The 26,139-nt window shown below is 30.4% G+C and carries 30 protein-coding genes and 1 riboswitch; of the genes, 29 read left to right on the top strand and 1 reads right to left on the bottom strand.

Annotated features, from left to right (window positions below):
* The first annotated feature begins 34 nt into the window (after nucleotides 1-34).
* From B3Z56_RS10390 to B3Z56_RS10450, 13 genes are all read left to right on the top strand, one after another.
* The gene (locus B3Z56_RS10390) at nucleotides 35-745 is read left to right on the top strand and encodes a DUF881 domain-containing protein (RefSeq protein WP_346847922.1); all 711 of its coding nucleotides are present in this window, start codon (nucleotides 35-37) and stop codon (nucleotides 743-745) included.
* A 16-nt stretch (nucleotides 746-761) separates the two neighbouring features.
* Entirely contained in the window at nucleotides 762-1,103 is a 342-nt protein-coding gene (locus tag B3Z56_RS10395) for a small basic family protein (RefSeq protein WP_035129303.1), read from the top strand.
* A gap of 12 nt (nucleotides 1,104-1,115) precedes the next feature.
* Nucleotides 1,116-1,826, top strand: a complete 711-nt coding sequence (locus B3Z56_RS10400; protein ID WP_346877399.1) for a DUF881 domain-containing protein — start codon at nucleotides 1,116-1,118, stop codon at nucleotides 1,824-1,826.
* 117 nt (nucleotides 1,827-1,943) lie between these two features.
* A complete protein-coding gene (locus tag B3Z56_RS10405) occupies nucleotides 1,944-2,612 on the top strand; it encodes a YggS family pyridoxal phosphate-dependent enzyme (RefSeq protein WP_346877400.1) in 669 nt (222 codons plus the stop codon).
* A gap of 14 nt (nucleotides 2,613-2,626) precedes the next feature.
* Nucleotides 2,627-3,076, top strand: a complete 450-nt coding sequence (locus B3Z56_RS10410) for a cell division protein SepF (RefSeq protein ID WP_035129307.1) — start codon at nucleotides 2,627-2,629, stop codon at nucleotides 3,074-3,076.
* Between the two features lie 131 nt (nucleotides 3,077-3,207).
* Nucleotides 3,208-3,984 carry an RNA-binding protein gene (locus tag B3Z56_RS10415; RefSeq protein WP_346877401.1) on the top strand — a complete coding sequence of 259 codons (777 nt, stop codon included), beginning with the start codon at nucleotides 3,208-3,210 and terminating at the stop codon, nucleotides 3,982-3,984.
* Between the two features lie 15 nt (nucleotides 3,985-3,999).
* Nucleotides 4,000-4,593: a DivIVA domain-containing protein gene (locus tag B3Z56_RS10420; RefSeq protein WP_346847926.1), complete on the top strand. Its 594-nt coding sequence runs from the start codon at nucleotides 4,000-4,002 to the stop codon at nucleotides 4,591-4,593.
* Between the two features lie 398 nt (nucleotides 4,594-4,991).
* On the top strand, nucleotides 4,992-5,684 hold the full coding sequence (locus tag B3Z56_RS10425; RefSeq protein ID WP_346878730.1) for a 5'-methylthioadenosine/adenosylhomocysteine nucleosidase: 693 nt from the start codon (nucleotides 4,992-4,994) through the stop codon (nucleotides 5,682-5,684).
* 11 nt (nucleotides 5,685-5,695) lie between these two features.
* Complete coding sequence (gene aroF, locus B3Z56_RS10430; RefSeq protein WP_346847928.1) at nucleotides 5,696-6,508, top strand: 3-deoxy-7-phosphoheptulonate synthase; 813 nt, start codon at nucleotides 5,696-5,698, stop codon at nucleotides 6,506-6,508.
* Between the two features lie 12 nt (nucleotides 6,509-6,520).
* Nucleotides 6,521-6,973, top strand: a complete 453-nt coding sequence (gene lspA / locus B3Z56_RS10435) for a signal peptidase II (protein WP_346847929.1) — start codon at nucleotides 6,521-6,523, stop codon at nucleotides 6,971-6,973.
* On the top strand, nucleotides 6,973-7,887 hold the full coding sequence (locus tag B3Z56_RS10440) for an RluA family pseudouridine synthase (RefSeq protein ID WP_346878731.1): 915 nt from the start codon (nucleotides 6,973-6,975) through the stop codon (nucleotides 7,885-7,887). The genes lspA and B3Z56_RS10440 overlap by 1 nt, the downstream gene beginning before the upstream one ends.
* 12 nt (nucleotides 7,888-7,899) lie before the next feature.
* Complete coding sequence (gene pyrR / locus B3Z56_RS10445; protein WP_035129314.1) at nucleotides 7,900-8,439, top strand: bifunctional pyr operon transcriptional regulator/uracil phosphoribosyltransferase PyrR; 540 nt, start codon at nucleotides 7,900-7,902, stop codon at nucleotides 8,437-8,439.
* Between the two features lie 12 nt (nucleotides 8,440-8,451).
* Nucleotides 8,452-9,567 (top strand): THUMP domain-containing protein, encoded by a 1,116-nt coding sequence (locus B3Z56_RS10450; protein WP_150844846.1) that lies wholly within the window; start codon nucleotides 8,452-8,454, stop codon nucleotides 9,565-9,567.
* 40 nt (nucleotides 9,568-9,607) lie between these two features.
* Here B3Z56_RS10450 and B3Z56_RS10455 read toward each other — a convergent pair whose 3' ends face one another.
* Entirely contained in the window at nucleotides 9,608-11,353 is a 1,746-nt protein-coding gene (locus tag B3Z56_RS10455) for an Rqc2 family fibronectin-binding protein (protein WP_346847932.1), read from the bottom strand.
* A gap of 239 nt (nucleotides 11,354-11,592) precedes the next feature.
* On the opposite strand from B3Z56_RS10455, the gene B3Z56_RS10460 reads away from it, so the two are divergent.
* The 16 genes from B3Z56_RS10460 (at nucleotide 11,593) to efp (ending at nucleotide 26,084) form a co-directional block, all read left to right on the top strand.
* Nucleotides 11,593-12,861 (top strand): amidohydrolase, encoded by a 1,269-nt coding sequence (locus tag B3Z56_RS10460; protein WP_346878732.1) that lies wholly within the window; start codon nucleotides 11,593-11,595, stop codon nucleotides 12,859-12,861.
* 52 nt (nucleotides 12,862-12,913) lie between these two features.
* The gene (gene recQ, locus B3Z56_RS10465) at nucleotides 12,914-15,388 is read left to right on the top strand and encodes a DNA helicase RecQ (protein ID WP_414633080.1); all 2,475 of its coding nucleotides are present in this window, start codon (nucleotides 12,914-12,916) and stop codon (nucleotides 15,386-15,388) included.
* 12 nt (nucleotides 15,389-15,400) lie between these two features.
* Nucleotides 15,401-16,228, top strand: a complete 828-nt coding sequence (dapF, locus tag B3Z56_RS10470; RefSeq protein WP_346877405.1) for a diaminopimelate epimerase — start codon at nucleotides 15,401-15,403, stop codon at nucleotides 16,226-16,228.
* A 156-nt stretch (nucleotides 16,229-16,384) separates the two neighbouring features.
* Nucleotides 16,385-17,890 carry a GspE/PulE family protein gene (locus B3Z56_RS10475; RefSeq protein WP_346877406.1) on the top strand — a complete coding sequence of 502 codons (1,506 nt, stop codon included), beginning with the start codon at nucleotides 16,385-16,387 and terminating at the stop codon, nucleotides 17,888-17,890.
* The gene (locus B3Z56_RS10480; protein ID WP_346847937.1) at nucleotides 17,880-19,076 is read left to right on the top strand and encodes a type II secretion system F family protein; all 1,197 of its coding nucleotides are present in this window, start codon (nucleotides 17,880-17,882) and stop codon (nucleotides 19,074-19,076) included. Before B3Z56_RS10475 ends, B3Z56_RS10480 begins: the two co-directional genes overlap by 11 nt.
* 21 nt (nucleotides 19,077-19,097) lie before the next feature.
* The gene (locus tag B3Z56_RS10485; protein ID WP_346847938.1) at nucleotides 19,098-19,541 is read left to right on the top strand and encodes a type II secretion system protein; all 444 of its coding nucleotides are present in this window, start codon (nucleotides 19,098-19,100) and stop codon (nucleotides 19,539-19,541) included.
* Nucleotides 19,522-19,965 (top strand): hypothetical protein, encoded by a 444-nt coding sequence (locus tag B3Z56_RS10490; RefSeq protein WP_346878733.1) that lies wholly within the window; start codon nucleotides 19,522-19,524, stop codon nucleotides 19,963-19,965. The genes B3Z56_RS10485 and B3Z56_RS10490 overlap by 20 nt, the downstream gene beginning before the upstream one ends.
* Nucleotides 19,952-20,389 (top strand): hypothetical protein, encoded by a 438-nt coding sequence (locus B3Z56_RS10495; RefSeq protein WP_346877409.1) that lies wholly within the window; start codon nucleotides 19,952-19,954, stop codon nucleotides 20,387-20,389. Before B3Z56_RS10490 ends, B3Z56_RS10495 begins: the two co-directional genes overlap by 14 nt.
* The gene (locus B3Z56_RS10500; protein ID WP_346847941.1) at nucleotides 20,376-20,819 is read left to right on the top strand and encodes a hypothetical protein; all 444 of its coding nucleotides are present in this window, start codon (nucleotides 20,376-20,378) and stop codon (nucleotides 20,817-20,819) included. Before B3Z56_RS10495 ends, B3Z56_RS10500 begins: the two co-directional genes overlap by 14 nt.
* A gap of 11 nt (nucleotides 20,820-20,830) precedes the next feature.
* Nucleotides 20,831-21,559 (top strand): hypothetical protein, encoded by a 729-nt coding sequence (locus tag B3Z56_RS10505; protein WP_346878734.1) that lies wholly within the window; start codon nucleotides 20,831-20,833, stop codon nucleotides 21,557-21,559.
* A 21-nt stretch (nucleotides 21,560-21,580) separates the two neighbouring features.
* Nucleotides 21,581-22,024, top strand: a complete 444-nt coding sequence (locus tag B3Z56_RS10510) for a hypothetical protein (RefSeq protein ID WP_346878735.1) — start codon at nucleotides 21,581-21,583, stop codon at nucleotides 22,022-22,024.
* Nucleotides 22,014-22,403: a hypothetical protein gene (locus B3Z56_RS10515; RefSeq protein WP_346878736.1), complete on the top strand. Its 390-nt coding sequence runs from the start codon at nucleotides 22,014-22,016 to the stop codon at nucleotides 22,401-22,403. Before B3Z56_RS10510 ends, B3Z56_RS10515 begins: the two co-directional genes overlap by 11 nt.
* A 73-nt stretch (nucleotides 22,404-22,476) precedes the next feature.
* A riboswitch (SAM riboswitch) is annotated at nucleotides 22,477-22,607 on the top strand.
* 128 nt (nucleotides 22,608-22,735) lie between these two features.
* Nucleotides 22,736-23,695 carry a methionine ABC transporter ATP-binding protein gene (locus B3Z56_RS10520; RefSeq protein ID WP_346878737.1) on the top strand — a complete coding sequence of 320 codons (960 nt, stop codon included), beginning with the start codon at nucleotides 22,736-22,738 and terminating at the stop codon, nucleotides 23,693-23,695.
* Between the two features lie 2 nt (nucleotides 23,696-23,697).
* On the top strand, nucleotides 23,698-24,348 hold the full coding sequence (locus B3Z56_RS10525) for a methionine ABC transporter permease (protein WP_414632280.1): 651 nt from the start codon (nucleotides 23,698-23,700) through the stop codon (nucleotides 24,346-24,348).
* 48 nt (nucleotides 24,349-24,396) lie between these two features.
* Nucleotides 24,397-25,224 (top strand): MetQ/NlpA family ABC transporter substrate-binding protein, encoded by an 828-nt coding sequence (locus tag B3Z56_RS10530; protein ID WP_346878738.1) that lies wholly within the window; start codon nucleotides 24,397-24,399, stop codon nucleotides 25,222-25,224.
* Between the two features lie 302 nt (nucleotides 25,225-25,526).
* Entirely contained in the window at nucleotides 25,527-26,084 is a 558-nt protein-coding gene (gene efp, locus B3Z56_RS10535) for an elongation factor P (RefSeq protein ID WP_035129348.1), read from the top strand.
* Nucleotides 26,085-26,139 lie beyond the last annotated feature (55 nt).

Here is a 26,139-nt window from a genome sequence, read left to right on the forward strand (position 1 = left end):
AGTTCAAGAAAGATTTTATTGGGAGGTAGGGTAAGTGAAAAGTATTATTTCCAAGCTATGTACCGGACTTATATTTTTAATGTTTGGATTTGTTATAATCACTCAACTTAATACTATAGGAGAGCAAAGTACAGATAAAGTTGAGGGTTCACAAAGTCCAGAAATATTATTAGAAAATGAGCAATTAAAAAAACAAAAGGAAGAATTGGAAAAGGCTGTTGAGGAACTAGAGGTGAAGGCGGCTGAATACGAAAAGGAAGCAACAGAAGATACAAAGAATCAAAGGCTCCTTGAAGAGCTAAATAATACTAGACTTAGAGCCGGATTAACTAATGTTGAGGGGCCAGGTATTACAATATATATTGATCCTAAAACTAGTTTATTCACTCCACAAGTAGAAGATGATCCTATACAAGATTATGAGTTACTGTATATCGTTAATGAATTATATGCTGCAGGGGCTGAAGCTGTATCTATAAATGATATAAGACTTATTGGAAACAGCAGTATAAGGATAGCAGGAAATAGTATTAGAATTAATGGTGAAAGAATTTCACAACAGGAGCGTATAGTTATAAAAGCTATAGGAAATAAGACTATATTAGAAGGGGCTATGGGATGGTTCATTCCTAATAGAGTGAAAAGAATCTGTGAGGTTACATCGGAAACAAAGGATAATATTAAAATTAAAAAGGCAAGTATACCAGTAAAATATGAACACATAAAAGAAGTACAAGAAAACTAAAAGTAGGAGTGATGAAATGATTGCATTAATAGGACTTATAATAGGAATTATATTAGGAATAGCTTTCAACATAAATTTTCCACTTAAATTATCACCATATATATCTGTTGCAATATTTGCTTGTATAGACTCCACTTTTGGGGCTATTAGAGCTACCTTAAATAAGGATTTTAGACCAGATATATTTATATCAGGATTCTTTGGAAATGCATTTTTAGCAGCAGGAATGGTTTATCTAGGGGATAAGCTGGGTATACCTGTATATATTGCAGCAATTATAATATTTGGACAGAGGATATTTACAAACTTTGCTGTTATAAGAAGGTTATTGATGGATAGAATAAAAACACATCATTAAGGAGATAATTAAATGCGAGTTAATGAAGCTAATATATTTTTACTTATAGCTACCATTATAATTGGTATTTTAATAGCTATGAATGTAAATTTAGGAGGAAAAACTAAATTTTTAGATGTAGAGCAGTATCAAAAGGCATATGATAGTAGGACAAAGTTACAAAATGAAATAAGTAATTTAGAAGACCAATATGTTGAAACTAATGATAAAATTAATAAATATGAAAGAAGTAGTATATCTGAGGATGAAGTTAGAAAAGAGATGATTGGAGAGATAAGCAAAAATAAACTTGCATTAGGTTTGCTTCCAGTGGTGGGAAATGGTGTAAAGATTACTTTAAATGATGCACCGGAAGCTACAATTTTAGGGCAAGATGTACCCCTTTATATGTTAATTCATGATTCGGATTTAACAATGGTTGTTAATGATTTAAGAGCTGCAGGAGCAGAGGCAATAGCTATTAATGGATATAGAATAATAGGTTCAACAGCTGGACTTTGTGCTGGAGCAACCATAGAGTTAGATGGGATAAAAGTAATAGCTCCTTTTTACATTACAGCTATTGGAAATCAGGATGTAATAAATAGTTTTCTTGAAAATCAACAAAATCAACTTAAGAGTTTGAAGGCAAGAGGCTGTTATGTAGATATTGAATCAGTTTATGATGAAAAGTTGCCAGCCTATAATGGAGAGTTAAAAAGTGAGTATCTAAAATTAAAATAAAAAACTAGAAAAAATTAATAATATTAAAGGTTTTTTAGATTATATCGAGAATAAATTATATGGGCATATATTTTCCATTATAAGCTAGAGTTTGTATATGAGACGGGAGGAATAAAATTGTCTATTGAAGAAAATTTTATAAAATTGAAGAATGAGTTGCCAGAAGAAGTGACATTGATTTCAGTATCAAAAACTAGATCTATAGCTGAAATACAAAATGTATATGACTTAGGGGAAAGAAATTTTGGAGAGAATAAAGTTCAAGAGTTAATGGAAAAGCAAGAAATCTTACCTAAGGATATTAGGTGGCACTTAATAGGTCATCTTCAAAGAAATAAGGTTAAATATTTAGTTGGACGAGTTTATTTAATACATTCTTTAGATAGTGTTAGACTTTTACAGGAGATTGAAAAACAATTTTCAAGTAAGGAACTTATTGCAAATGTATTAATTCAAATTAATATAGGTAGAGAAGAGTCTAAAACTGGGATTATGATGGAGGATTTAGATGAACTTATAAATGCTTGTGAACAGTGTAAAAACGTCAAGGTGAAAGGTATTATGGCTACTATTCCAAAAGGAGATACTGAAAGTTGTAATTACTATTTTACTAAGACTAAAGAAGTATTTGATACCCTGAAAACTAAAAGCTATAAAAATATTACCATGGAGATTTTATCTATGGGAATGAGTGGAGATTATAAAGAAGCTTTAAAAGTAGGATCAAATATGATTCGAATTGGTGAAGGGGTTTTTGGGAAAAGAGATTATAACAAATTAAAGTAGGAGGAAGGTTTATTATGGAATTTTTCAAAGGAATAAGTAGAATGATGGGATTTGATGAAGAAGATGATGAAGAATTATTAGAGAACAGGGAAGAAAACTATGATGAAGGTGAAGAGGAGATTGAAATTGAACCTTTCGTAAGCAAGAAGCAAAATAAAATAGTTAATATTCATACTGCATCATCCTCAAAGGTTGTAATTAGTAAGCCTTCAAATTATGATGAGGGAAAAATTATTGTAGACAATTTAAAGTCTAGAAGAATAGTTATTGTTAACTTAAATGGAGTAGAGCCTAAGGAAGGTCAAAGAATACTTGATTTCCTAATAGGAGCTATTTACGCATTAGAGGGAGGACTTCAACCTGTAGAAAAGGGAGTATTTATATTAACTCCATCTAATATTGAAGTTAGTAATGAATTAAAAAATGAGCTTACAAACAAAGGAATTTTTAGTTCCTTCAAATAAGTCTAGTACTCGAACTTAGTAAAGTATTACGTGGTTAATTTTATATATATTTGAGTGGTAGAATATAGCTTAAAAAACATGAACAGTATTAAGAGGAATTATAATAATATATAATGAATTAGAGGAAAGCTATGGAGAAGAAGGCATTTTTAGATATATTTAAAGACCACGATAAAAATTATATTTCAAGTATATATGAGGACATAGAACTATGTAAGAACATAGAAATTCCTATATATACAAAGGAGTTTGTGACTCCGGATATCTATATGAATATAAAAAACAACCAAAGTAAACTTGGGGTTTTTGTTCATGGTACTGGTGTGTTTGCGGATTGTGAGAGAAAGATGTTATGTTTTTCTACTAATACATATGAAACTCTGGACTATGATATTCATATTGTAAAGATAAAAAATAAATCAAAGTTTAAAGATCTTAAGCATAAAGATTATTTAGGCTCTATAATGGCTTTAGGAGTTAAGAGAAGCTTATTTGGAGACTTAGTAGTAAAAGGAGATGCTTGCTTTGTTCCAATGACAAGGTCAGTTTCTCAATATGTTCAATATAATTTAACTAACATTGGAAATTGTCCATGTACTATTGATAGAATAGATATAAATAGTGAAGATATCCCAAAGATTGAATTTGAAGAAAAGATTATAATGGTTACATCCCTTAGACTAGATAATGTGGTACCTAGTATTTGCAATATGTCTAGGGCTAAGGGCACAGATCTTATAAGTAATGGGTCTGTATTATTAAATTATCTTAAATGTAATAGAAAGGATAAATTAATAGAAATGAAGGATACTATTACCATAAGGGGATTTGGAAAGTATAAAATTAATTCAATTGAAGGAGAAACTAGTAAGGGACGAATTAAATTATTAATAGGTAAATATATTTAATGCGGGGTGAAGGATATGAAGATGACAGCTATGGACATTATGAACAAAGATTTTAAAAAAGCCATGAGAGGATATAACATGGATGAGGTGGATGAATTTTTAGAACAAATTTCTGAGGATTATGAAACCGTGTATAAGGAAAATGCTATTTTAAAGGAAAAATTAGATGTTTTTCAAGATAAATTAGATCATTATTCAAAGATGGAAACTACTATTCAAAGCACTTTGTTATTAGCACAAAATGCTGCAGAACAGGCAAAGCAAAGTTCTCAATCAGAAGCTGAACTTATAATTAAAAATGCAAATGAAAGTGCTAAAAGAATTTTAGATAAAGCTCACACTGATGTTTTAAATATCAATGATGAATTCGATAGAACAAAACAGGAATTTGCTAAGTTTAGGAGCAAGTTTAGAAACTTTATAGTTACACAAATGGAAATGTTTGAAGCGCTAGAAAAAGATTTTGATAAAAATTATAATATTTCAACTGTAATGGAAGAGAAGGTACATGAGCCAGTATTAGAAGTTGCTTCTGAGAAGGATGTAGAAAGCTTTGAATATAATACAGCTGAATTAGAGGATATAAAAAGTTTTTTTGTAGATAAGTAATATTGAAATTTTATTTACATATATTGTGTAATTTTTGGTAAATATGATTAATGTATAAACAGAGTTCTTTGCTTTAGAGAGAGTTTTTACTCCCACTGAAGGTTATTAATAGAACTATAAGTATGAATTTATTCATACTTATAATTCGTTGTCCTTTAGGGGAAATCATTATCCAGGGACGTAGCAGCTCTTTAATCTCACTTTAGGGTGAGATTTTTTTATCTGCTGAAAGCTATTGACATATCCCGGAACATGTATATTATAATAGATGTAGTTGTACCCAATTAATGTGAAAAATTATATTTCGATATGTATTAACATAATTGGTGACCTAAATTTGTATTAAAGAAAAGTACCTAGAATTATTTGTACCTAGGAAGAAAAGAGGAGATTTTAGCATGAGGATAGGAATTATAGGAGCTATGGAAGAGGAAGTAAGCTCTCTAATAGCTGATATGGAAATAAAGAAAAAAGTTACAAGAGCAATGATGACATTTAATCATGGAACTATTTATGATAAGGATGTTGTAATAGTTAGAAGTGGAATAGGTAAGGTAAATGCAGCAGTTTGTACACAAATTTTAGTTGATGATTTCAATGTGGATGCTGTTATAAATGTTGGTATAGCTGGTGGTATTGGAGAAGATATATATCCAGGAGATGTGGTTATTGCAACAGACTTAGTGGAGCATGATATGGACACAACTAAATTTGGAGATAGACCAGGTCAAGTTCCTAATATGGAAGTCTTTGACTTTAAATGTGATAAGGGATTAGTAGAAAAAGCCCAAAGTGCTTGTGAAGGTATAAAAGATATAAATATTTTCACTGGTAGAATAGTATCTGGAGATCAATTTATAGCTGATATAGAGAAGATAAGATGGTTAAAAAGCGAGTTTAATGCGCTATCTTGTGAGATGGAAGGAGCAAGTATAGCTCATGCAGCTTATCTTAATAACAAACCTTTTGTTATAATACGATCAATTTCTGACAATGCTAATAATGGAGCACATATGGACTATGAAAAATTTAAAGAAATATCAGTTAAAAATTCAAATACCATATTACGTTATATGTTAAAAACTTTATAAGGTGATATTATATGAAAAGAATACTTGCAGAAAAAAATAGTGGAGAAAAAATTACAGTACAGGTTAAGGATGTAATCATTGGTGGAGATGACTTAGTGTTTATATCTGGACCATGTGCAGTGGAAAACTATGATAAAATGATAAAGATAGGAAGAGCTTTGAAGGACCAGGGAGCACATATGATGAGAGCAGGTGCCTTCAAGCCTAGAACATCTCCCTATGATTTTCAAGGTCTCGGTATAGAAGGACTAAAAATACTTAAAGAAGTGGGAAATGAATTTGGTTTGCCAGTAGTATCTGAGGTAATGGATGCTAGAGATATAGAAATTTCTCTTCCTTATGTAGATATGATACAGGTTGGTTCTAGAAATATGTATAACTATACATTTTTGAAGGAATTAGGAAAGCTTAAAGTACCTGTACTTCTAAAAAGAGGGATAAGTGCAACTGTAGCTGAATGGATTTATGCAGCTGAATATGTTTTAAAGGAAGGTAATAATCAAGTAGTACTTTGTGAAAGAGGAGTAAGAACCTTTGAGACTACCACTAGAAATACCTTGGATTTAAACTCTGTAGCAGTGATTAAGGAAAATTATAGACTTCCTGTTATTGTGGACCCTAGTCATGGAACTGGAAGGCGTGAGTTAGTTGAAGCTATGAGTTTAGCTGCTGTGGCAGCTGGTGCAGATGGATTAATTATAGAAAGTCATGTAAATCCTGATAATTCTGTATCAGATGCAAGACAAACTATTAATGTAGAAAATTTAAAAAAAATTATAAATAAGTCTAATGCCATTAAAAATATTTTATCCGAGTTAAGATAAGGGGGAGTGGTTTTGACTTTAGGAATAATAATAGTAGTATTAGGTCTAATAATAGATAGAGGAACAAAATGGTGGGCTATAGGTACCTTAAAGGGTTCAGAAGGATTAACTGTAATTAAGGATTTCTTTACTCTTGATTATCTAGAAAACCGTGGAGCTGCTTTTGGAATGCTTCAAAATAAGCAGTGGTTATTTATTGTTATTACTATAGTTGTAGTTATAGGAATGATATTCTATTTATTAAAGTATAAGCCTAAGTTCAAATTAGTATATGTATCTATTGCTATGATAATTGCGGGAGCAATAGGTAATCTTATAGATAGAATAAGTTATAATTATGTAGTAGATTTTATTATGGTTCATTATAGGGATGTATATTATTTTCCAACCTTTAATGTGGCTGACATGCTAGTTTGTATAGGAACATTTTTTCTATTAATATGTATACTGAAGGATGAGATTTAATGGATTTTAAAAATTATATTATAGAAGAAGAAAATGTAGGGAAGAGACTTGACTTATTTGTAAGTGAAAATGAAGTAGATATGTCTAGATCTTTTGTCCAGGGAATTATTGAAAAACAACAAGTGAAAGTCAATGGACAGATAAAAAAAAGTAATTACAAATTAAGAGTAGGGGATCAGGTTCGAGTAGAACTAGCTGAGCCAGTGGAGCTTCAAGTAGAGGCTGAAGATATTCCTTTAGATATAATTTATGAGGACAGTGATGTTATAGTAATAAATAAACCACAGGACATGGTAGTCCATCCTGCCCCAGGAAATTATACTGGAACTCTTGTTAATGGTCTTCTTTATCATTGTAAGGACTTATCAGGTATAAACGGAGTTATAAGACCTGGTATAGTGCATAGAATTGATAAAGATACTTCTGGGGTATTAGTAGTTGCTAAAAATGATAAATCGCATAATTCATTAGCTATGCAGCTAAAGGACCACTCCATGAAGAGAACTTACTATGCCATAGTAGAAGGTATAGTAAAGGAGGAAGAGGGTACGGTTAGAAACAATATAGGAAGACATCCTGTAGAGAGAATAAAGATGGCTGTAGTTAAGGATGGAAAAGAAGCTATTACTAATTATAAAGTGCTGGAGCGATTTAAAAGTAATACCTTGGTGGAATGTAGATTAGAAACAGGTAGAACACATCAAATTAGAGTTCATATGGCTCATTTACATCATCCACTAATTGGAGATCAAGTATATGGATATAAAAAACAGAAGTTTAAATTGCAAGGTCAAGCACTTCATGCGAAAAATTTAGGCTTTATACATCCTACCACAGGAGAGTATATGGAATTTGATTCACAACTTCCAGAATATTTTCAGGATATATTAGATAAATTAAGAAAAGAAGTTTAGGGAGGGATTGTTATGGAACTGAAATCAGTACTTATGGACGATAAAGCAATTAAGAGAACTCTGACGAGAATTTCTCATGAAATTATAGAAAAAAACAAGGGTACAGAAAACTTAGTTATATTAGGAATTAAAAGTAGAGGAGTGCCACTAGCTAATAGAATTGCTGAACTGATCAACATGTTTGAAGGTGAAGAGGTAGAAGTAGGGAGTGTAGATATAACTAAATATAGAGACGACCTAAAAAAACCTGAAAACTTAAAGGAACATAATAGTATAGAATTAGGTGTAGACATAACTGGTAAGAGAATAATTCTAGTGGATGATGTTTTATTTACAGGAAGAAGTGTAAGAGCGGCAATAGATGCAATCATAGATAGAGGAAGACCTGAAATGATTCAGTTAGCTGTACTTGTAGATAGAGGTCATAGAGAGCTGCCAATAAGAGCTGATTATGTGGGGAAAAACATACCAACTTCAAGAAAAGAGGATATATCTGTTGAACTAGTAGAAAAAGATGGAGTGGACTCTGTAAGTCTATACGAGAATAATTAGGAGAAAAAATTTATGTATAAAATAATTGTAACTACTACCTTTGGTATAGAGGCTATTACAGGCAAGGAGCTAAAGAATTTAGGATATGAAGACTTAAAAATAGAAAATGGAAAGATAACCTTTGAAGGAGATGAAATGGATGTTGCTATCTGTAATATCCATTTAAGAACTGCAGAGAGAGTTTTTCTAGAGATGGCAGAATTTGAAGCTACCTCCTTTGAAGAATTATTTCAAGGAACTAAAAAAGTTGACTGGGGTAGCTTAATACCTATTGATGGTAAGATGCATGTTATAGGAAAATCTGTTAAATCTACTTTACATAGTGTACCTGACTGTCAAGGTATAGTAAAAAAAGCTGTAGTAGAAAAAATGAAAGAAAAATATGATACTAATTGGTTTAGTGAAGATGGACCAGTATATAAGATAGAAGTTGGAATTCTAAAGGATAAGGTAACCCTTGCAGTAGATACCTCTGGAGTAGGACTTCATAAGAGGGGATATAGGGAAAATGCAGGAATGGCTCCTTTGAAGGAAACCTTAGCAGCAGCCTTAGTTTTGATAGCCAAATTCAATGGAGATGAGCTTTTAATAGACCCATTTTGTGGATCAGGAACTATACCTATAGAAGCGGCACTGATAGCTAAAAATATAGCACCAGGAGTTAATAGACACTTTGTAAGTGAAACTTGGCCTACCTTTGACAAAGAAATTTGGGAGCAGGTACGCGAAGGAGCGAAAAGAAGTGTTAATAAAAAAGACTTCGTTATTCAAGGCTCTGATATAGATGGAAGAGTACTTAGAACTGCCATGGATAATGCTAAAAAAGCAGGTGTAGAGAAGTATGTTAACTTCCAAAGACTTGATATGAAGGATGTAAGAAATAGAAAAAAAGGTGGTATGATAATAACTAATCCACCTTATGGAGAGAGACTTTTAGATGAAGATGAGGTTAAGTATCTCTACAAAACTTTTTCTAATGTGTATGCAGGACTAGAGGATTGGTCTTGCTATGTACTAACATCCTATGATGACTTTCAAAAGGTATTTGGAAAAAAGGCTGATAAAAACAGAAAACTTTATAATGGAAGAATTCAGTGTTATTACTATCAATATAATCCGAAGAAATAAATTAAAGACTATCTCAAAAAAATTTGAGATAGTCTTTGTTTTAAGCTTGCTTTAAATCAAGTTTTATAGGATCTACATAGATGGTTTTGTTTGTGGAGTAGGTTACCATACCAGGCTTTCCTTTAGCCATTTTTTTAACATTTCTAATTTCTGTGTAGTCTATAGGTACCTTTGTAGAGTTTTTACCCTTGCTATAGAAGGCGGCTAAGGTTGCAGCTTCAAGAAGGGTGGAATCAGGTACTTCTCCAAGGTTTTTAATGATTACATGGGAACCTGGAATATTTTTTATGTGAAGCCAAATATCATTGTTATGAGCAAACTTCAGAGTTAAATAATCATTTTCTAGATTGTTTTTACCTACATATATATCAATGCCATCACTAGATATGAAGTGGAGTGGTTTTGAAGGCTTAGTCTTTTTACTTTTCATAGACTTTTTGAAAGCAATGTAGCCAGTTTCCACTAACTCATTTTTTATATCCTCTAAATCTTTATAGTTATCAGCATTTTCAATATTACTAAGTACTGATTGAAGATATTCATCCTCTTCTTCGGCTAATTCTATTTGGATATAAGCATTTTCTTCTGCAGCTTTTAATTTACTGTATTTTTTAAAATACTTTTGAGCATTTTCAGAAGGGGTTTTATTTACATCTAAAGGAATTTTAATATATTCTTCTTCCTCACTATAATAATTTAATGCTTCAACCTCTTTATCACCCTTTTTAATATTATAAATATTTGCAGTTATAAGCTCTCCATATAGATTATATTTTTGCTTTTCTTCACATTCAATTAAAGTTTTTTTTAGAATGTTTAATTTTTTTTCAACTCTGTCTATGTTATTTATAACTAGCTTTTGCATATCATGACTTTTACTTTGAAGTCTACTTATTTTATCCTTTGCATGATAGAAGCTTTCTAGAAGACTACTAGGAGAAGAATATTCTTCACATTGTCCACCATAATCTAAAATATACTCTAGCTTTATACAGTGGAAATCTTTTAGTTCATCATTTATGGAATAGCTATAAAGGTCATAATTATTATCTTTGGATTTAGCAAAAAACTCTATTAAGAATTCATAGATTCCCTTTAGGTTATTTTTACTTAAAGGAATATTTCTTTTATTTAGCCTAAAAGAAATCTCTTTAGCTATAGGATTACTTACTCCATCTAAAACTCTAGTAAAGAATTTTTCATTTAGCTCTTCATCTTCATAGAGACTAAAAGTTTTTTCTTGAAATGATTCAAAGGTAGTGTTGAATATATCAAGTTTATTACTTTCAGGAGGATATACATATTCAATACCAGGATAGAGTACTCTATAGCTATTTATATCTGGTGTAATATGTTTTATGGAATCCATGATGAGTCCATCTCTTTTTCTTATCAAAGTAATGTTACTGTGTCTACCCATGATTTCAATTATCAGGGTATATATACTGTTAAAGCCTAATTCATCACTACTTTCAAAATCTAAAAGTAGGATTCTGTCGTTATTTAATTGAGTAACATCTTTTAAAACTGCAGTATTTAGATATTTTCTTAAAACCATACAAAATACAGGTGCCTTAAGTGGACTTTCCTTAGAGTAATCAATAAAGTTTATTCTAGGATAAGAAGCGTTAGCGTTTAGCAGTAGTCTAACAGGTTTCCTATTTATTTTAAAGCTCAGTATTATTTCATCCTTTTCAGGTTGGGTTATTTTATCTATTCTACTGCTTATTAGAGTGTTTTTTATTTCATTGGCTAGAGAGCGCAAATATAATCCATCTAGTGCCATATAAATCATCCTTTCATTTAAGCATATATTTTACAGTATATCACTATTATTTTATAAATAAAATACAAAATAAGTTAGGACAAGGATAATTTCCTTAATTGAAGATGATATAATAAAAGTAATATTGCATTTAAGGAATATTTAAGTTAAAGGAACTGTAGTTGTTTAAGAAGTAATAAGAATGAATTTACATAAGAGTTGAATATATAGAAAAAATTATAAAGGCAGGGTGGATATAAATGGAGTTAAGGGAAAGTATCATTAACTTAAGAAGGGAATTTCATAGATGTGCAGAAGCTGGGTGGTTAGAATTTGAAACCACCATAAAAATAATGGATTACTTGAAAAAACTTGGATATAATCTACAATATGGTAAGGAAATACATAGTAATCCAATGGGTATGGCTGATGAAGAAATACTTACTAATCATAGGATAGAGTGTAGTAGAGCAATTAAAAACAAGTCCTATAATGTAGATGAAATTCTACAAGGCTATACTGGGGTAGTAGCAAGTATAGATACAGGAGTTCAGGGTCCTACCATGGCTTTTAGATTTGATATAGATGGTCTTAAGGTTGAGGAAGCTAAGGAAAATCATAGACCTTTTAAAGAGGGGTTTTCTTCTAAAAATCCAGGAATATGTCATTGTTGTGGTCACGATGCTCATATAGCTATGGGCCTTCAGCTTGCAAATACTATTGTAGAGATGAAAGAAAAATTAACAGGAAAAATAAAGCTCATATTTCAACCGGCAGAGGAAGAGGTTAGAGGGGCTAAGTCTATGGTAGAAGCTGGAGTTTTAAAAGATGTAGATTATTTATTCTCTGGTCACATCGGCTTTATTAATAAAAATAATGCCATAGCTGTTAAAGTTAAAAATTTGCTTGCTACTAATAAAGTGGAGGTAGAGTTCTTAGGTAAATCTGCCCATGCAGGTATTTGTCCAGAAGAGGGAAGAAATGCTCTTTTAGCAGGAGCAAGCTGTATTTTAAATCTTCATAGCCAAGTGCAATTTGGAAAAGGAGTAGGAAGACTTAACGTAGGAACTCTTCATGGAGGAACTGGAAAAAATGTTATAGCAGATAAAGCAGTTTTACAGTTGGAAACAAGGGGCGATACTAACGAAATTAATGATAGAATCATGGATATGGTTTGTCGAGTAGTTAAGGGTGCAGCAATTTCCTACAATGTGGAATATAATATAAGAGTAGTTGGTTCTGCAAGGGCATATAATAGCACCGATAATGAATTTTCTAAGATAGTAATAAAAAATCTTAGAAGTTTACCTATAGAAATTATTGAAGAATTTTCCTTTGGAGCTTCTGAGGATATAACTTATATGTTAGAAGAGGTGGAAAAGCAAGGGGGAAAGGGAATCTATTTTATAATTCCATCTTCTATTGTGGCACCACATCATAATCCCTATTTTGATTTTAATGAAGAATCACTTATAATAGGTCATGATGTATATGTACGTATGATAAGAACTTTTTTACAAAAGATATAATTTAAACTTGAGATAAATTTACTAAATTAAACAAGCTAAGGGATGTGTAGTTTTGAAAGAAGCAATGAAAGAAATTTTGGAAAAATATTATGGATATAAAAGCTTTAGGACAGGTCAACAGCCAGTTATAGAATCTATTTTAAAGGGAGAGGATGCATTAACTATAATGTCTACAGGTAGTGGTAAGTCTATATGTTATCAAGTGCCTGCTTTAATCCTTCAGGGATTAACTATAGTAATTTCACCTTTAATTTCCCTTATGAAGGATCAAGTAGATGCACTTAAGGACATGGGAATACCTTGCAGCTATATTAATAGCTCCTTAAGCAGTAAAGATTTTAAAGAAGTATTAGATGGAATAAAGGAAGAAAAATATAAAATACTTTATATAGCCCCTGAGAGATTAGATAATATAGAATTTTATAATGTAATTTCTAGGATACCTATTAGCCAGATAGCTATAGATGAGGCCCATTGTGTATCTCAATGGGGTCATGACTTTAGAGCTAGTTATAAAAGAATTGCAGGTTTTATAGAAAGGCTTATGGTGAGACCTATAGTTACAGCCTTTACTGCAACAGCTTCTAAAGAAGTAAGACAAGATATAGTAAAACTTTTAAAGCTTCAAAGTCCTAAAATATTTATTACTGGCTTTGATAGAGAAAACTTGTCTATAAATATAGTTAAATCTGAGAATAAGAAGAAATATCTTCTTAAATTTATGGAAGACAATAAAGAGAACTCTGGTATTATATATGGAGCTACTAGAAAGGAAGTAGATAATATTTATAGAGAGCTTTCTAGTAAGGGATATAATATAGCTAGATATCATGCGGGTTTATCTGATGAGGAAAGAAAAGAGAATCAAGAAGATTTTATTTATGATAGAGTTAAGATTATGGTGGCAACTAATGCCTTTGGTATGGGAATAGATAAGTCTAATATAAGATATGTGGTTCACTATAATATGCCTAAAAATATAGAAGGTTATTACCAAGAGATTGGAAGAGCTGGTAGAGATGGTGAGAAGAGTCAGTGTATATTATTATTTTCTCCAGGAGATATCCATGTTCAAAAGTATTTAATAGAGATGAGTATAGAAAATCCGGAGAGAAAAAACAATCAGTATAAAGCACTTCAGCAGATGGTGGATTTTGTTTATAGTAATGATTGTTATAGAAAATATATTTTAAATTACTTTGGAGAAAGTTATGAAGATGACTGTAATAATTGTAGTAATTGTTTAAATCAGGGAGAGATAGTTGATAAAACTGTAGATGCTCAAAAGGTATTATCTTGTATATATAGGATGAAACGAAACTATGGTGCAACTATGCTTATAGATGTACTAAGAGGATCGAAAAATAAAAAGGTTACACAGTTTAATTTTCAAGAGCTATCTACCTATGGAATAATGAAGGATTATTCAAGTGAAAACCTAAAAACTTTTATAAATACATTAATTTCTCATGGGTATATAAATCAAGTTGAAGGAACTTATCCTGTCCTTGCATTAAATAATAAGTCTATGGAAGTACTTAGAGGTAAGGAAGTAGTTCACTTTAAAGAATTTAAAGTTAAAGTAAATGCAGAGGTAAGAAATGAACTCTTTGATATATTAAGAGAACTTAGATATAACATGGCAAAGGCTGCTGGAATTCCTCCATATATAATTTTTAGTGATGGAACCCTTAGGGAAATGAGTGTTAAGCATCCTACAAATAAGGAGGAGTTTTTAGAGATATCTGGAGTGGGAGAAACTAAGTATAGTAAGTATGGTAAGGAATTTCAAGGTGCTATTATAGAGTATGTTGAAGCTAACAATCTAACTGTTAAGGAAAAGAATAACCCTGACAAAAGCTATGAAGAAGTTAGTGTAACTAAATCAGAAGAAATTAGTAGTATTAATGAGGAATCAGGGGATTTTTATGTAAATACTGATAAAAAGCTATTTGAAAGGTTAGTTTTAGTGCGAAAGGAATTTAGCAGGATAGAAGGTGCCATGGAACAGAATATCATAGCAAAAAATACTCTAAAAGAGATAAGTGGAAGATATCCTAAAACCTTAGAAGAGCTAAAGGATATAGGAGGTATGGGGCCTAAGAAGATAGAAAAATATGGAGTGGCTTTAATAGAAGCAGTAAATACATATATAGAAGAAGAAGGAATAACTCCTATATGGGAAGAAAAAAAGAAAAAAAGATTAGTTATAGATGGAGATGAAAGAAAGAATAAGGAAATAGCTTTAGACATGCTAAATGAAGACTTTGCAATTGAGGATATTGCAGAAGAGATTGAGGTATCAATTTCAACTATACTTGGATACGTTACAGAGTATATAGAGGAGTATGGAAGACCTAAGTTTACTATTCCTTTAAATAAGTTTTTTAACCAAGATGAAGAAAAAATTATCATGGAAGTTTGTGAAAGAGTTGGCTATGATAAGGTTAGTAAGGTAAAGGCAGAGTTACCTAAGACAATTAATTATGAATCTATAAGAGCTGTTATACTTAAGAATTACTTTTAAGAGGAGAATATTATGGAAATTTTAAAATTTACAAAGATGCAGGGAGCAGGAAATAATTTTGTGGTTTTTGAAGATATGGAAGTAAAATACAATGATTTAGGTACTTTAGCTAAAAAGTTATGTGATAGAAATTTTGGCATAGGAGGAGATGGAATATTAGTAGTAAGAAGAAGTAAAATTGCTGATATTCAAATGATAATAATAAATAGTGATGGTTCCTATGCTGGTATGTGTGGAAATGGAATAAGATGCTTTGCAAAATACGTATATGAAAATAACATGGTAAGAAAAAGTGAGTTTACCGTAGAAACAGGAGATGGTATAAAGGTTTGTCATCTGTTCATAGAAGATAATAAGGTAAAAGCTGTTAAGATAAATATGGGAAGAGAGAGTTTTAATCCAAAGTTTATTCCTGCCTTAGGAGAGGAAGAAATTATTAAAAAAGATATATGTGCCAATGGAAAAAGCTATAATATAACTTCATTATTACTTGGAGTTCCCCATACTGTTTTATTAACTGAAGAGGGCGGGTTTAAGGTTGAAGAAGGTGCAGCCATAGAAACCCATGAATTATTTCCACAGGGGACCAATGTTAACTTTTGTAGAGTTGTGAATAGAGAGGAAATAAAGGTTAATACCTGGGAAAGAGGAGCAGGGCCAACCCTTGCCTGTGGAACAGGATGTTGTTCATCGGTGGTGGTTTGTAATAAATTAAATTTAGTAGATAAATCTGTGAAGGTTATGGCTCCAGGAGGTATTTTAACTATAGAAATAACTGAGGATGGAATAATGATGACGGGGCCAGCGGAGAATGTATTTAAGGGTGAAATAGCAGTATAAGTGAACATTAAGGGTTTATATTTAAACAATTTATAAATTTGTTTTAATATAAACCCTTTTTTATTTATTTATAGAATTATATTTGAAATAAATGGTAACAATTATAGTTGTGATAAAAGAAATCTATATTTTTAATATGTTTAAGGAGATAAACTGGTGATCAACAAAATAGATTTAGATTCAATAGCAATAAATACTAAGGCTATGTCTATGCTTTCCAAGGAAGTGTGTGAAGAGTATAGCATTTTACCTTATGACATAAAAAATAATGAGATTTATTTAGCTACCTTTACGGAGCATTCCAATGAAGAAATTAATAGATTAAGATTTATTTTAAAGAAAAAAATTGTATTTAACTTATGTACTATAGATCAATTTAAGATTTATTTAGATAAATATTATGAAGAAATTTATAGAAAGCAAATAGTTAAGGGACTTAAAGGTGAAGAGTATCCTAAAAAGGAGCGTGATAAAGAAGTAAAAGGACCCATTATTTCTTTAGTGGATTCGATTTTTAGAGAAGGTATTGAAAAAGGTGCAAGTGATATACATATAGAGTCATGGAAGGATACAATTACTGTAAGATATAGAATAGATGGAGTTTTAAATATTTTTAGTACTTTACCTAAAAATCTTTATGAGGTTATAGCCACAAGAATAAAGGTTATGGCAAATATGGATATTACTAATAAATATACTCCAGAAGATGGAGAGATAAATCTTGAAGTAAAGGAAAATATTTATGATTTAAGAATATCTACAATGCCTACTGTTCATGGAGAAAAATTTGTAATAAGAATATTACAAAGAAATGCACCTTTGTTAGATATAAATAAGCTAGGTTTTACACCTAAAGATTATCGACTCTTAAAAAATATATTAAAGTTCAAACAAGGTTTAATCATAATTACAGGTCCTACAGGAAGTGGTAAAACTACTACTTTATATTCTATGATAAATGAGTTGAACGAAGAAACTAGGAATATAGTCACTGTAGAAAAGCCGGTGGAGTGTGAAGTTGAGGGAATTAATCAAGTTTCCATAGGAGATGGTAGTGCTACCTATGGAAATATATTAAAGGCAGTATTAAGACAGGATCCTGATGTAATAATGGTGGGTGAAATTATAGATAAGGAAACTGCTGAAGTAGCTATAAGAGCATCTTTAACAGGTCACTTAGTTTTAACTACCTTGCATACTAACGATGCTAGCAGTGCTATAAATAGACTAACTAACATGGGGATAGATGGAGATATAATTAAAAGTTCTCTCGTTCTTGTAATTGCTCAAAGGTTAACAAGATTAATATGTGAAAAGTGTAAGGTGAAATATAAATTATCCAAGGAAGAAAAGAAGCTTCTAGCCATGGATAGGATTGAAGAAGGCTATAGAGGAACTGGATGTATTAAATGTAATAGCACTGGATACAGAGGAAGAACTGTAGCCTATGAGATTATGATTATGGGAAAGAGATTAAAGGAGTCTATGGATAGTGGGGATAGTGATATATTAAGAAACATAGCGATTGAAGAGGGAATGGTTACTATGAATGAATATTTTAAGGAGTTAGTTGTAGAGGGAAGTACTTCCGTGGAAGAGTATTATGGAAATATGCAGGTTTATAACATTGAAAAAGCCTTAGGAGTGGATTATGGAGTATAAGTATAAGGGGATAAATGTAAAGGGAAAAATTGTATCAGGAAAAGTTATAGTAGAAGATCATTGTAGTTTAATGGAAAGATTAGAAGAGGAAGAAATATATTGTATTAATTACAAAGAGTTGCATAAAGAAAATACATATTTGTTTAAAAGAAGGATTTCAGAAAAGAATTTATCTACTTTTTGCAGAAATTTAAAGAATAATTTAAAGGCGGGAATTCCTTTAGTTAATGCTTTGAAACTATTAGAAGAGCATTTAGGGGATAAAAGGTTATGTGAAATTCTAAATAAAGTTATAAATAATATAAAAAGTGGTTTATCTTTTTCAGAAAGCTTAGAGAAGTTTAAAAGTGTATTCCCAGAATTTTTTATAACATTAATTCATTTTGGAGAAGAAAGTGGTAGATTGCAGCAGATTCTAACTTTCATGGAAAAGTACTATATGAAGGAATATAAAAGGCGAAAGAAAATTATTAGCGTAAGTACTTATCCTATAGGATTATTTATATTTGTATTAATTATGGGCATGATTGCTATTTACAAGTTAGTACCTACATTTTTTAATTCTATGGATATAGAAAATATGAAACTTCCTTATATAACTAGATTTTATTTAGGATTATCTAGAGTTATAAATAGTCTAGGTATACTTGTAGTACCAATAGGCATAGGGATTTTTATAGGCATAAGCTTTATACATATCTATCTAAAGGGGAAAGGGATAACCTATAATTTAAAATATAAAAATCCACTAACGAGAAATTTAGAGAAAAATAGATTTTGTTGTAAATTTACTATGGCCCTTTCAATGATGATAGGTAGTGGTATTGATATAAAATCTTCTTTAATCTTACTGAGAAATTGTGAAAATGCCATTTACATTAAGGAGCGGTTAAATAGATGTATAGAAGGATTAGAAAGAGGTGATAGCCTTTATGAGGGCCTTAAGAGGTGCAATATTTTTTCAAATTATTTTCTATCAACAATATATATAGGAGAAATTAATGGAAGTGTTGAAGAGGTGTTGCAATGTTGTAATGAAGTTTTCGAAGAAGAACTTGAAGGGAAATTAGATAGGATCACATCCCTAATAGAGCCACTACTAATAGTCTTTGTAGGTCTATTTATAGGATCTATCATTATTGCAATTATGATTCCATTGTTTAATATGTACAATACAAAGTTTTAAAAGGTATTAAGGTAGAAAACTATGAAGAAAAATGGATTTACACTAATAGAATTAATAGTGGTATTAGGTATATTGTCTATATGTTCATTTATAATATATCCTCATTTAAACTCCTATGATGAAAAGAAGTTAGCCATGGAAATGGAACATGGGGTTAATGGCACAATTGAATTTATAAATAGCTGTAAGATGTATGCAAGAAATAATTATGATAATAGGAAACTCTTTAGATTAGTTATCCAAAGTAGAGAATTAAACCTATATCATGGAACTGTAAAAGTACACAGTTATCTATTACCAGATTCACTAAGGATACATATATCTAATGATGCTAGTATAACTATACCATTAGATATTGACGGAAATACATCTTTGGGAAGGTCTATAAATATATATGATCCAGATGGACGTAGAGAAGTTATAACCATAAAGGTAGGAACAGATTATGTTAGTAAGCAAAAATAAAGGAATTACACTGTTAGAAACTATAATAAGCATGTTAGTTATATCTACTATTCTCATAGGAGCACTTACTTTTTATGGTGTAATGGGAAGGTGTGAAGAAGAAGAGCAAAAGAAAATGAAGGCCACTTTTCAGATAGATGCAGTTAAAAAGCTTATTTTATGCAATATGGATTATGGTGATATTAAAAAAGAGATAGTTGAAAAAACTAGATTTATAAATACTAGTGATTTATCAGAGGAAGCTCTAGGTAGTATAAATATAAAATATATTATAAAGGATGAAGTAAAGCAATACCCAATTATAATGTTAATGGGAACTGAAGAAACTGGTAAAGAAATTATAAAAATAGAGGTTTTATATAAGTTTCAAGATGGAAAGGAAATAAATTATGTATTTTACAAGGGTAATTATGAGAAAAGCTAAAGGGGTTACCATATTAGAATTAATAGCGGCCTTAAGTATTTCCTCCTTAATAATTACAGTTATTATTAGCAGTTATAGTATTTGGATGAAAAGCTATAAGGAAAACGTATATTATTCTAGTGAAATTACAGGGATTTATGAAGCACTTATGTATATAGAAAATTATGTTAATTATAGAGGTGAAGGATGTTTTTTAAAAGATGGGGATATAATTATACCTACATCTGTAGGAGAAAGTTATGTTTCTTTAGAGGGGAATGAACTTAGGTTTTTTTTCAAGAATAAACATGGAGTAGGCCACACCAATCAGCCTCTTTTATATGATGTGAGAGAATTTAAAGTTAGGCAAAATGGTAAGGTTCTATTCATTAAAATAGTTACGAATAAAGGAATTAGTGGAGAGAGAGCAATTGGTAAAATATAAAACAGGGTTAAGCAAGTATAGAAAAATTCATAGGGGATGGATATTAACTTATGTGGTAATTGTAGGAATGATTATTTCCCTAACTATATGTTATTCTATGAAGTCCTTTATTAATAGAAATTCTTATATTAAAAATTATGTGGAATATAACTTGAAAGAAAATAAGGACCATAGCTATAAGGAGCACTTAATAGCTAATTTTAATAGTTATGTACTAGAAAATATAGAAACTATAAATGCAGAGACTTCAGAGAAATACTTTGAAAGGAAGGCTGGTGAAAAACTAATAACCTATGATAATAGTTATATAACCTATGATTTAAGTAATAAGTATTTTCAAATCAATGGATTAAATAGAGTTTATAGGTTCGCTATGGAGATTAGTGGTAGTGAAGTTAAATATATTTTTAAGGGGAATTTAGTACAGTAGAAGGGAGAGTTATGAAGAAAAGGTGTACGATTGAAATAAGTGAAGAAGAAATAAAGTTTGTAAAAGAAAAGATTAAAGATTTAAAAAAGGATAAGAATTTTTACTGCACATATTGCTGTAAGAAAAATTATAAAGACACTGATGTAGCAGTTGAGGAAAATTTAAGAAAGCTTAATTTGGACATAATTTTAGAGGGAGAAGAGATATTTGTACATAATATTTTTGTGCCTAAAGTAAATAAAAATAAACTAGATTTAATTGTTAAAAATCAAGTAATAAAAATTTTTTATGATATAGAAAATATAATATTTAACTATGAAATTATTAGGAATAAAAGAGGAAAATTAGAGGTAGCCATATACTGCATAAATGTAAAGGATTCACTTTTAATGAATCGAGAATTGTTTTTAGGAGCAAATATAAACTCTATAATACCTATACAACAGTTATATACAAATAAATACAACAAAAAGATTAAAAATGGAGAATTCACTTTAATAATATATAGAAATAAATATGTTTATATCATTGAAGTAGAAAATGGGACTATAAGAGCAAATAGAGTTATAAATGGAAGTAAAGAAAATGTAAATATAGAAATCTTAGCATTTTTGAGAGAGATTAATGGAGAAGAACATAATAATAATAAGGGAATTTACATCATTACAAATGAAAAAAAGGAAAAGGTTAAGGTCGCTAATTTATATGAGATGAAAAGGAGTTTTCCTGTAAATTCTTAATTTATGAAAGGGAGGGAGACAATGAAAGAAGGATATTATCCTCAATGGTATATAGAGAGTTTAAGGTACATCTATAAGAAAAATATAATAAGGACTTTGATATATTTCTCTATATTATTTATAATTATTCCCATGGGAATATTAGGGAATAATTATAAGAGATTAAATATTGTAGGTAAAGTGCAGTATAACAAAAACATAGAATTAAATAATGACAGAAAAAGTATTACAACCTTTGCATATAACTATATTTATGAAATAATTTCAAAGGAAGAGCTTGAGATAAATTCTATGAATATAGATGACAATAATATAGGATTTAATATAAAGATTAAAGATAAGGAAGATTATTCAATGTGTATTAAAACTTTAGAAGAAAAGTTTTCAATAGTTGAAGTTTCATCTATTCTTCAAGAGAAGGAAGAGCTATATTTTACAGCTAGGGTAAAGATTAATGGATACTAGAAAATATAAATTAATTAATATTACTATAGTTATAGCAACTATAATACTCTTAATAGCCTATGGTAAAACACAAATAAATTTAAATAATGCTAAAAATCATAGAAATTTAGTTGTAAGTAACCTTGTAGAAGAAAATAAAAGGGAAGAGTTTAAACTTGGAGAATTTTTAAATAGATTAAGAAGTTATAATGATATTTCTTTAAATAACATTGTTGTTTATGACTCTTGGGGTGAAGTAACTATCAAGTGTAAGGGGGATTTTACTACTTTTAAAAATTTACTTAGTGATTTAGGTAAGATGGATGAAATAAAAGAAATTAACTCTTTGGTGGTGGAAGAAGATATTTGCACCTTTATTCTTGTATTCAAAAAAATCTAAAAAATTTGGTATTTTTATGTTGACTATTTATTTATTGTTATGTATAATTAGTGCCAAGGTAAAAGTAAATATTGTCTTATCACGAGCGGTGGAGGGACTGGCCCTTTGAAACCCAGCAACCTGTGTATATATATTGAATCATATATCTTTATATGTGCGTCATGGTGCTAAATCCTGCAGCTTTTTTGAGCTGGAAGATAAGAGAATGAATTGGCATGCATGAAGTTTTATGCACTAGAGATTTATTCTCTAGTGCTTTTATTTTTACCCCAAATAATTAAATCTAGATTTAAAGTAAATAGGATATCTACAGTAAAGGGCGGTGCTAGATAATGATAGAGGTATCACATATCAATAAGAGCTTTGAGAGTTTAAAAGCTCTAAAGAATGTATCATTTACCATAGAAGAGGGACAAGTATATGGAATCATAGGTCACAGTGGAGCTGGAAAATCTACCATGTTAAGATGTATAAATGGATTAGAAGGTTATGATGAAGGCAGTTTGAAAGTTATGGGAAAAGAAGTTTCCTCTATGACAGAAAGAGATATTAGAGAGTTTAGAAAAAATGTTGGAATGATATTTCAAAATTTTAACTTACTTAAAAGGTCTAATGTATATAATAATGTGGCATTACCATTACAACTATGGGGATATGATAAAGAGTATATAGAAAAAAAGGTAGGAGAATTGTTGAAAATTGTTGGATTATTCCACAAGATAAAGTCTATGCCTAAAGAGTTAAGTGGCGGAGAAAAGCAAAGAGTAGCAATTGCAAGAGCTTTAGCTTTAGAACCTAAAATATTACTTTGTGATGAAGCAACCTCAGCACTGGATCCTAAAACTACAAAGGACATATTAGAGCTGTTATCTAAAATTAATAAAGAAATGGGGATTACCATAGTAATGGTTACTCATCAGATGGAAGTAGTAAAGTCTATATGCCAGCGAATAGTGCTTGTAGAAGGAGGAGAAGTTAAAGCTGAAGGAAATGTAGATGAACTGTTCTTAAGACCAGGATATTCTCTAAGAAAATTCTTAGGAGAAGAAGAAGAAATTTTATTTCAAGATGGAGTCAATATTAAGATATATTTTCCGGCAAATAAAAGTGAAAATTCATTTATAACCAACATGGCTAGAGATTTGAATGTAAATTTTTCTATTGTGTGGGGCAAGTTAGAAAGATTTAGGGAAAATATATTGGGATCATTAGTCATAAGAGTTGATGAACAGTGGAAGGAAGTTGTTACTAGTTACTTAGAAAAGAATAAATTCCAATGGGAGGTGTTATAGTTATGACAGCAGAAGCAATTATAGGGATCCTTAGTAGTGCACTAATAGAAACTTTAATAATGGTAGTGATATCTACGATCTTTGCAGTAATTATTGGTATGGTTTTAGCCATAGCTTTAATACTAACAACCAAAGAAGGTCCAATGGAAAATAAATATATATATAAAATATTAGATGGGGTTATAAATACTTTAAGAAGTTTACCTTTCGTAATATTGATGGTGGTAGTAGTTCCTGTTACTAGAGTTATTGTAGGTAAATCCATAGGAACTACAGCGGCCATAGTACCTTTGACTATAGCTGCAGCTCCTTTTGTTGCAAGAATTATTGAAACTTCTTTAAAGGAAGTAGATAAAGGAGTTATAGAAGCAGCTCAATCCTTAGGAGCTACTAAGACTCAAATAATATTTAAAATAATGATAAAAGAAGCCTTACCATCTATTGCGTCAGGTCTTACTTTAACTATTATAAGCATTATAGGCTATTCTGCCATGGCTGGATCTATTGGTGGAGGCGGTCTTGGAGCAGCAGCTATAACCTATGGATATAATAGATTTAATACTCCAATTATGATATTTACAGTGGTAGTTTTAATTATATTTGTTCAACTTATTCAAAGCTTAGGAAACTACATATATAAGAAACTAAGCTAGTATTCAAAATTTAAGTTTAGAAATTTATAATCAAGGAGGAATATATACATGAAAAAATCAGTAAAGAAATTATTAGGTTTAACGTTAACATTAGCTTTAGGGGTGACTTTAGTAGGCTGTGGTTCTAAGGGGAAAGCAGGCTCAGGGGCTAAGGGTGAAGATAAGGTTATAGCTATAGGAGTATCTCCAGAGCCGCATAAAGCTATAGTGGAAAATGCTATAAAGCCACTATTGGAGAATCAAGGATATAAAGTAGAAGTAGTAGAGTTTTCAGATTATGTACTACCTAATACTGCCCTTGAAGAAGGTGAAATAGATGCAAACTATTTTCAGCATGTACCTTTTTTAGAAGCTACAGTTAAGGAAAAATCTTATGAACTTTCTTATACAACAAAGGTACACCTAGAACCAATGGGAGTATATTCAGAAAAATTAGATGGTATGGGGGCTATTAAAGATGGTGCGGAAATAGCAATTCCTAATGATCCATCTAATGGAGCAAGAGCTTTAAAACTTTTAGCTAAAAATGGAGTAATTGAAATTTCAGAGGGGGATCTAGTAACTGCAAAAGATATTACTTCAAATCCGAAAAATGTTAAGATTACAGAGCTAGATGCAGAACAGTTACCAAGGGTTCTAAAAGATGTAGAATTAGCAGTAATAAATACTAACTATGCTTTAGAGGGGGGACTTAACCCTTTGAAAGATGCTTTAGCAATTGAAGGTACAGATAGTCCATATGCTAATATCATTGCTGTTAGAACTGAAGATAAAGAAAAGGATAAAATAAAAGCTTTAACAAAGGCAGCCACTTCTGAAGAAGTAAAAAAATACATCGAAGATAATTATAAAGGAGCTATTGTTCCAGGGTTTTAAATCTATCAAAATGTATATAATAGATATGAATATATGGATATAATATGTATTTTTAATAATATATTTAAACTTTTATTGCAAGTTTCTTAATATGAAGGTATAATTTGTTTGCAAAGAATACATAGTTTTGATAAAATATCATTGTTAATGTAAATGTAAGTAAGTATAATTATTAAATTAGGTAATTAGTTTATTACTAAAATTTAGTATGCATATTAATAACTACATAAGGTATTAAAGTGCTTTAAATAGGTTATAATAATTTTATTAACAAAGGCTATTATATATTGGGAGGTTACATTATGATATCAGCTGGAGATTTAAGAAAAGGAACAACTTTTGAAGATGGTGGACAAGTTTACACTGTTGTAGAATTTTTACATGTTAAACCAGGTAAGGGTGCTGCCTTCGTTAGAACTAAATTAAAAAATGCTATAACTGGAGCGGTTACAGAAACAACTTTCAACCCAACTGCTAAATTCCAAGAAGCAGTAATAGAGAGAAAAGAAATGCAGTATCTTTATTCTGATGGAGAGTTATACTACTTCATGGATCAAGAAACTTTCGAGCAAATTCCTTTAAACTACGATAAAGTAGAAGAAGCTATAAAGTTCTTAAAAGAAAACATGTTTGCAATAATTAAATTCTACAAGGGTGAAGCTTTCTCAGTAGAAGCTCCAAACTTCGTTGAACTATTAATTACAAACACTGAACCAGCAGTTAAAGGAAATACTGCAACTAACGTGTTAAAACCAGCTACAGTAGAAACAGGGGCAATAGTTCCAGTTCCTCTATTTGTAAATGAAGGAGACACAATTAGAGTTGATACTAGATCAGGAGAATATATGGAAAGAGTTTAGTCCATATTGAGCTAGCTTTCATAATTGAAGGCTAGTTTTTATTTGCTCTATGAAT

It is taken from the genome of Clostridium sp. UBA7791 (genome assembly GCF_002480755.1).
Taxonomy (GTDB): Bacteria; Bacillota; Clostridia; order Clostridiales; family Clostridiaceae; genus Clostridium_J; species Clostridium_J sulfidigenes.

Excerpts from the sequence above, each read along its gene's own strand:
- B3Z56_RS10395 (WP_035129303.1), top strand. The coding sequence starts at position 762 with ATGATTGCATTAATAGGACTTATAATAGGAATTATATTAGGAATAGCT.
- B3Z56_RS10400 (WP_346877399.1), top strand. The coding sequence starts at position 1,116 with ATGCGAGTTAATGAAGCTAATATATTTTTACTTATAGCTACCATTATA.
- B3Z56_RS10410 (WP_035129307.1), top strand. The coding sequence starts at position 2,627 with ATGGAATTTTTCAAAGGAATAAGTAGAATGATGGGATTTGATGAAGAA.
- B3Z56_RS10415 (WP_346877401.1), top strand. The coding sequence starts at position 3,208 with ATGGAGAAGAAGGCATTTTTAGATATATTTAAAGACCACGATAAAAAT.
- B3Z56_RS10420 (WP_346847926.1), top strand. The coding sequence starts at position 4,000 with ATGAAGATGACAGCTATGGACATTATGAACAAAGATTTTAAAAAAGCC.
- B3Z56_RS10425 (WP_346878730.1), top strand. The coding sequence starts at position 4,992 with ATGAGGATAGGAATTATAGGAGCTATGGAAGAGGAAGTAAGCTCTCTA.
- aroF (WP_346847928.1), top strand. The coding sequence starts at position 5,696 with ATGAAAAGAATACTTGCAGAAAAAAATAGTGGAGAAAAAATTACAGTA.
- B3Z56_RS10440 (WP_346878731.1), top strand. The coding sequence starts at position 6,973 with ATGGATTTTAAAAATTATATTATAGAAGAAGAAAATGTAGGGAAGAGA.
- pyrR (WP_035129314.1), top strand. The coding sequence starts at position 7,900 with ATGGAACTGAAATCAGTACTTATGGACGATAAAGCAATTAAGAGAACT.
- B3Z56_RS10450 (WP_150844846.1), top strand. The coding sequence starts at position 8,452 with ATGTATAAAATAATTGTAACTACTACCTTTGGTATAGAGGCTATTACA.
- B3Z56_RS10455 (WP_346847932.1), bottom strand. The coding sequence starts at position 11,353 with ATGGCACTAGATGGATTATATTTGCGCTCTCTAGCCAATGAAATAAAA.
- B3Z56_RS10460 (WP_346878732.1), top strand. The coding sequence starts at position 11,593 with ATGGAGTTAAGGGAAAGTATCATTAACTTAAGAAGGGAATTTCATAGA.
- dapF (WP_346877405.1), top strand. The coding sequence starts at position 15,401 with ATGGAAATTTTAAAATTTACAAAGATGCAGGGAGCAGGAAATAATTTT.
- B3Z56_RS10480 (WP_346847937.1), top strand. The coding sequence starts at position 17,880 with ATGGAGTATAAGTATAAGGGGATAAATGTAAAGGGAAAAATTGTATCA.
- B3Z56_RS10485 (WP_346847938.1), top strand. The coding sequence starts at position 19,098 with ATGAAGAAAAATGGATTTACACTAATAGAATTAATAGTGGTATTAGGT.
- B3Z56_RS10490 (WP_346878733.1), top strand. The coding sequence starts at position 19,522 with ATGTTAGTAAGCAAAAATAAAGGAATTACACTGTTAGAAACTATAATA.
- B3Z56_RS10495 (WP_346877409.1), top strand. The coding sequence starts at position 19,952 with ATGAGAAAAGCTAAAGGGGTTACCATATTAGAATTAATAGCGGCCTTA.
- B3Z56_RS10505 (WP_346878734.1), top strand. The coding sequence starts at position 20,831 with ATGAAGAAAAGGTGTACGATTGAAATAAGTGAAGAAGAAATAAAGTTT.
- B3Z56_RS10510 (WP_346878735.1), top strand. The coding sequence starts at position 21,581 with ATGAAAGAAGGATATTATCCTCAATGGTATATAGAGAGTTTAAGGTAC.
- B3Z56_RS10515 (WP_346878736.1), top strand. The coding sequence starts at position 22,014 with ATGGATACTAGAAAATATAAATTAATTAATATTACTATAGTTATAGCA.
- B3Z56_RS10520 (WP_346878737.1), top strand. The coding sequence starts at position 22,736 with ATGATAGAGGTATCACATATCAATAAGAGCTTTGAGAGTTTAAAAGCT.
- B3Z56_RS10525 (WP_414632280.1), top strand. The coding sequence starts at position 23,698 with ATGACAGCAGAAGCAATTATAGGGATCCTTAGTAGTGCACTAATAGAA.
- B3Z56_RS10530 (WP_346878738.1), top strand. The coding sequence starts at position 24,397 with ATGAAAAAATCAGTAAAGAAATTATTAGGTTTAACGTTAACATTAGCT.
- efp (WP_035129348.1), top strand. The coding sequence starts at position 25,527 with ATGATATCAGCTGGAGATTTAAGAAAAGGAACAACTTTTGAAGATGGT.